The 4,463-nt window shown below is 56.0% G+C and carries 4 protein-coding genes; 2 read left to right on the top strand and 2 right to left on the bottom strand.

What is annotated here, in order from left to right:
• Positions 1-201 precede the first annotated feature (201 nt).
• On the top strand, positions 202-468 hold the full coding sequence (locus tag ACFWUP_RS31245) for a helix-turn-helix domain-containing protein (RefSeq protein WP_379239590.1): 267 nt from the start codon (positions 202-204) through the stop codon (positions 466-468).
• Entirely contained in the window at positions 465-1,535 is a 1,071-nt protein-coding gene (locus ACFWUP_RS31240; protein WP_379239589.1) for a hypothetical protein, read from the top strand. The genes ACFWUP_RS31245 and ACFWUP_RS31240 overlap by 4 nt, the downstream gene beginning before the upstream one ends.
• On the opposite strand, the gene ACFWUP_RS31235 is transcribed toward ACFWUP_RS31240, so the two are convergent.
• Both ACFWUP_RS31235 and ACFWUP_RS31230 read right to left on the bottom strand, forming a co-directional pair.
• Entirely contained in the window at positions 1,532-3,214 is a 1,683-nt protein-coding gene (locus ACFWUP_RS31235; protein ID WP_379239588.1) for a class I SAM-dependent DNA methyltransferase, read from the bottom strand. The two genes, ACFWUP_RS31240 and ACFWUP_RS31235, sit on opposite strands and share 4 nt — an antisense overlap.
• Positions 3,215-3,435: 221 nt before the next feature.
• Positions 3,436-4,463 (bottom strand): 3'-5' exonuclease (locus tag ACFWUP_RS31230; protein ID WP_379239587.1); only part of this gene is annotated, 1,028 nt, incomplete at its 5' end.

The raw sequence follows: 4,463 nt of genomic DNA, 5'->3' as shown, positions 1-4,463 counted from the left end.
CAGCGCGGCACGGTAGAACAACATGAGAAGCCTCTGGTGGACGAGCGGACTTGGTAATCAGCTCTCTTACCAGGGGCTTCGCCAGTTCGCACGCCGGGGACGCATCAATCATGCTGCGGGGCAACATCGTTCACCGGCAGGATGAAAAGGGCTCGGTCATGATCGGTCTCAGTTGCTACTCATAGAGTGTCGCTAGATTGAGTGTCTACTCGGCACGATTGCGTGGTGCGTGTAGACGAAGATCAACTTGAGGACCCGGACCTCCTCCGGCAGCTCGGCGATTGCCTCCGGCGTCTGCGAGAGCAGTCGGGGAAGTCGCAGGACACGCTCGCAAATGACAGCGGACTACACAGGACGTATGTCGGTGCCGTCGAGCGTGGCGAACGAAACCCGACTTACCTTACGCTCGTGAAGTATGCGAGAGGTCTTGGTATAACCGTAACCGATCTGGTGGCGGGGCTCCAGTGAAGATTGGTGATCTGGCAACTGCACAAGGCGTGCGCCGAGCGATACGTGCTGAGGGATCGTTCGTTTACAATGATCGAGCTACCGAGCTAATCTATGCAGATCCAGCAACTGAATTGACTGGCCTATTCTACACGCCGAATGAGCTTGAATGCATTTTGACAGATGAGCTCGTAGGCCGTGCAGATCTGGCAAATCTTGCTGTGAGAACTCGATCCAAAGTTGCCAAAACAATGGTCTGCCAGGCGCTTGGTTATGTTGCCCCACCTTCCTTCAGGAAGGTAAATCCGCGACTTCGACATGCGAATATTGATGTCTATGTCCAGCAGGCGAACAATCTTCAGATTTGGAACCAAGAGGTCGATGCCGCGCGGCGATATGTGATTATCATACTTAAGAATGATCTCATTGCGGAGATCAAGGTTATTGCCGGCGGTGACTTGGCCTCGTATGACACGACAGGAACCCTTACTAGCAAGTTTCAGGCTAATAGGATAAATGAGACGGCGGGTTCACTGTTGGTATCGCCAATGGACACGCTGGAATTGTTGAGCATTCTCGGTCCGGTTTCCTTTCTTGGGGGTGCCGTGTCACCGACTAGCCCGCCATCGGCTGGCCAGATTCTCGATATAGAAACCGTCTATAAGCGGCTGCTTCCGCTGGTTGGTCAGACGTTTGCAGATCCAGGCCTCACCCAAGAACGCAACCGTGGAACTGTTGTACATCGGAGTGTTTGTGAGGCATTGGGCTTGTCTCACTTTGCCGATAATGGTCAGTTTCCCGATGTTCTTTCGCAGGCGTTGGAGGTAAAGTTGCAACTCGCCCGGACGGTAGACCTTGGCCTTGAGTTGCCAGAATCGCGCACGCCAGTGGCGTCAACTAATGGCGTATTGGCTGTCGCTGACATTCGCTACGCCATCTTTTACGGTGAGCGCTCGGGTCCCAACTTTACACTAACTGAACTTGTCGTCGCGACAGGTCAGGATTTCTTCAAGGAGTTTCGACAGTTCAAAGGAAATGTCTCCAATTCTAAACTTCAGCTCAGGCTGCCGTCGGAGTGGTTCGTCTAGAAGAGAGTGTCTCGGCTCTCGTGATCCACCGATGAAGGGGGATTGGAGAAGGCGGACTCGACAAGATCGTTGATGATGCGGATCTGCTCGTCATCTGGCGCTTCGCCGGTGGCGAGAAGTTCGCGTGTGATCTGAACGATCTTTTTCGATTCGGGGATGTTTGGATTCGGCAGAGGCAACTTTGACACGTACTGAGTCATCCATCGTCGACGGCCAGCGTATAGTTTGTTTCCGCAAACTTCGTCGTAAAAGCGGAGTCCGAAACTCGAATTTGCGACCGCCAGCATCAAGTGCACGAGATCATCGTCGCCGACGTCGTCCGATGAGATCCAGTAGCAGTTACCATTAACAATTGCTCCGGACAGATCAAGTGCAAATCTTGCGTTCACGCTGATATCGGGAAACACAATTTTCGGGGCAGCCCACATGCTCGGTTTCTGGGGGACCCATATCTCGAACCATTCGCGCCCGCCCTCAACGACATACCGCCGACTCTTAAGTTGTGTAGCGTTAGCCTCAAGATACGACATAGCGTTCGGGAATCTGGCCATATCGACAAGAGTTCGTTTGGATCTACTCATGTCGTAGGGGTAGAGTACGCGAGTGCTTAGTGACTCCGAAATGCACCACGGAGTTAGATTGCTTTGTGTAATTAGCGGTACAAGTATCTCGCCTTCCGGTTTTGGATCTGCTTTATGCCAGTTGTCGGATATAAATACCTTATCGGCGGTTGTCTTAACTCCCACGCGAATCTTTGCGATCTCGCCAAACGTTCGCCAGGTCGCAGCTGCGGTTTTCTTGAGCCATTCGTCGCCTGAGGCGTGTGAAAGCCTCCACGGCTCATCCGTATTGTCTATTGGCACCAGATATCCCGCGCGGACGGCTATTGTCCGACTGTCGTGATTGATCACGTTGTCGGTTTTTGATATCAATGCCGTATAGAGATCCAGGTGAGCTGTAGGATCCGCCGACGCGTCTTCGTATGCGGACGTGAATGTGCACGAAGTTGCCTGGTCGGGCGTGCGGTTGAGCGCCACGATAATCGCTGGCAATACTGCGGCGGTGAATAGTTTGGTGTCGCCTAGGTCGTACAGTTCCACTGGTTGCAGGGAACGCTGAAATACCCTTCGTACATTTGCGCCAGCTTTGGTCGTGAGGAAACGATTAGAACACAGCAGGCCGACGACGCCACCTGCTCGAAGCAGGGATGGAAGTAGGACCACAAACGGATGGGTTAGGTCAACTCGGCCTGTGAGGCCGAATTTGGTTGCAAGCGTCTGGGCAGCTTCTTGGCCGAGCTGTTGAGTTCGTACGTAAGGAGGGTTCGTGATCACGGCATCGAATGATCCGTTTGGGAGTTCGCGGCTCGCGTCGAGAAAGTCGCCTTCGTGCAAATTTATACGGACTCCCATTTCCTCGGCCCGCATCTGGGCGATTGCTACCGCGCTGGCGTCGAGGTCGTAGCCGGTCAAGACCAACCGAGTAGTCGGCAGCCGCTCTGCGGCGACCTTATGGATGGCCAGCAGAAGCTCACCATCTCCACAAGCTGGGTCGAGGACGGAAATTTCTTCACGGCTACCATCTACTTGCCCAAGCACTCGCTCTGCTAGAAAGTTTGCGAGGTCAGTTGGTGTGTAGTGCTTGCCGTGGCGCTTGACCTCCGCCAGAGTGTCCGTCACTCGTCCTCCGCTCAGTTTGTCCCTGTGGGGCGCTATGGGACCCTACTCGGAATCAGCCTGTTCGTACCAACGTCGGTGGCAGATGTTGCCGCCGGGTAGATGTACTGCTTCCTCCACGCACCCTGGGTCGTGGGAGTCGCCGGCTCCGGGCAGCTCGAGCATCCCTCGTGTGCCGTTGACACTAGCCTCGCCTCCTGCCACGCGGATGTCACCTCGCGACTCTAGTGATCGGAACGCAGTGCAGGTGATCGCCGACCTGCCGACGGCGGAGGTGTCAACGCTGCTGTGCCGTTCGGGCGTATGAGGATGACGAGGTGGCGAGCACGCGTTATGGCCACTCGCAGCAGTCTGCGATCGGCTTGCTGGTTCTTCGACCCTGGATCAGCGTCGAGGAGCGGCGGGGGGTAGCGGTCTTCGACAATGACGACTGCGTCGAACTCCTTGCCTTTGGACTTGTGCATCGTCATCAGATGTAGTGGCGCGTCACTAGGTTGTTGCACGTCTACGGCTTCGACTGCCAGTGCCGTTCGTATCGCGTCAATGGCCCCGGGGTAGCCGATTGTGCCGTCCCACGTGCCTGAGAGCGCCCACGCTACTGCGTCGGTCGCGTTGAGGAGCCGGATCAGCCTGGCCTTGGTGCCGACCTCGTCGAGCTCCGCAGTGCCGCCTAATACGGAACGCGCGATCTGCCAATCTGTTACTGCACGACCAGTGAATGATTGTGCGCCCGCGGCCGCGTGGAGGAGCACCTTCGCGGTCTTTGAGATGGGATTCTTTCCGCCCTGGATGGCGACGATGGCACGTTCGAGAGTTGTTATCTTGCTCCGGGCTCCGGCTGTACCAAGGCCGACCTTGACACGATAATAGTCGGCGAGACAGTCGAGCGTGTTGATTGCCGCTTGTTCGGTAGATTGCGTCGGCCATTCGAGGACACTGCCGACGACAAGGGCGGAAGCGGCTGCTAACTCTGGATCCCAATAGAGGACGTGATCGATCGGGACCAGGTGCTCGTCATTGAAGGCCCCGTCCTGGGACAGGTTTTCCGAGATCCTCCCAGCGAACGAGTTGACTCGTGTGAGAACCGCCAGCGTGGGTGGGGTCTGGAGATGTTCGCCGAGCCATTCCAGTGCGCGTTGTGCAGCCCAATGGGTTATCTGAGGTTCCCCCCGAACGGTGGACAGGGGAGTTACGAGATTCAGGCAGCTATCGCTCGGAGTGAACGCTCGAAGCCGTCGGGACTGTGCATCCC

The sequence above is a fragment of the Nocardia sp. NPDC058658 genome, assembly GCF_042716665.1.
In the GTDB taxonomy this organism is placed as follows: domain Bacteria; phylum Actinomycetota; class Actinomycetes; order Mycobacteriales; family Mycobacteriaceae; genus Nocardia.
Note: the sequence above shows the minus strand (reverse complement) of the source record. Positions and strands in the feature narration are given on the sequence as shown.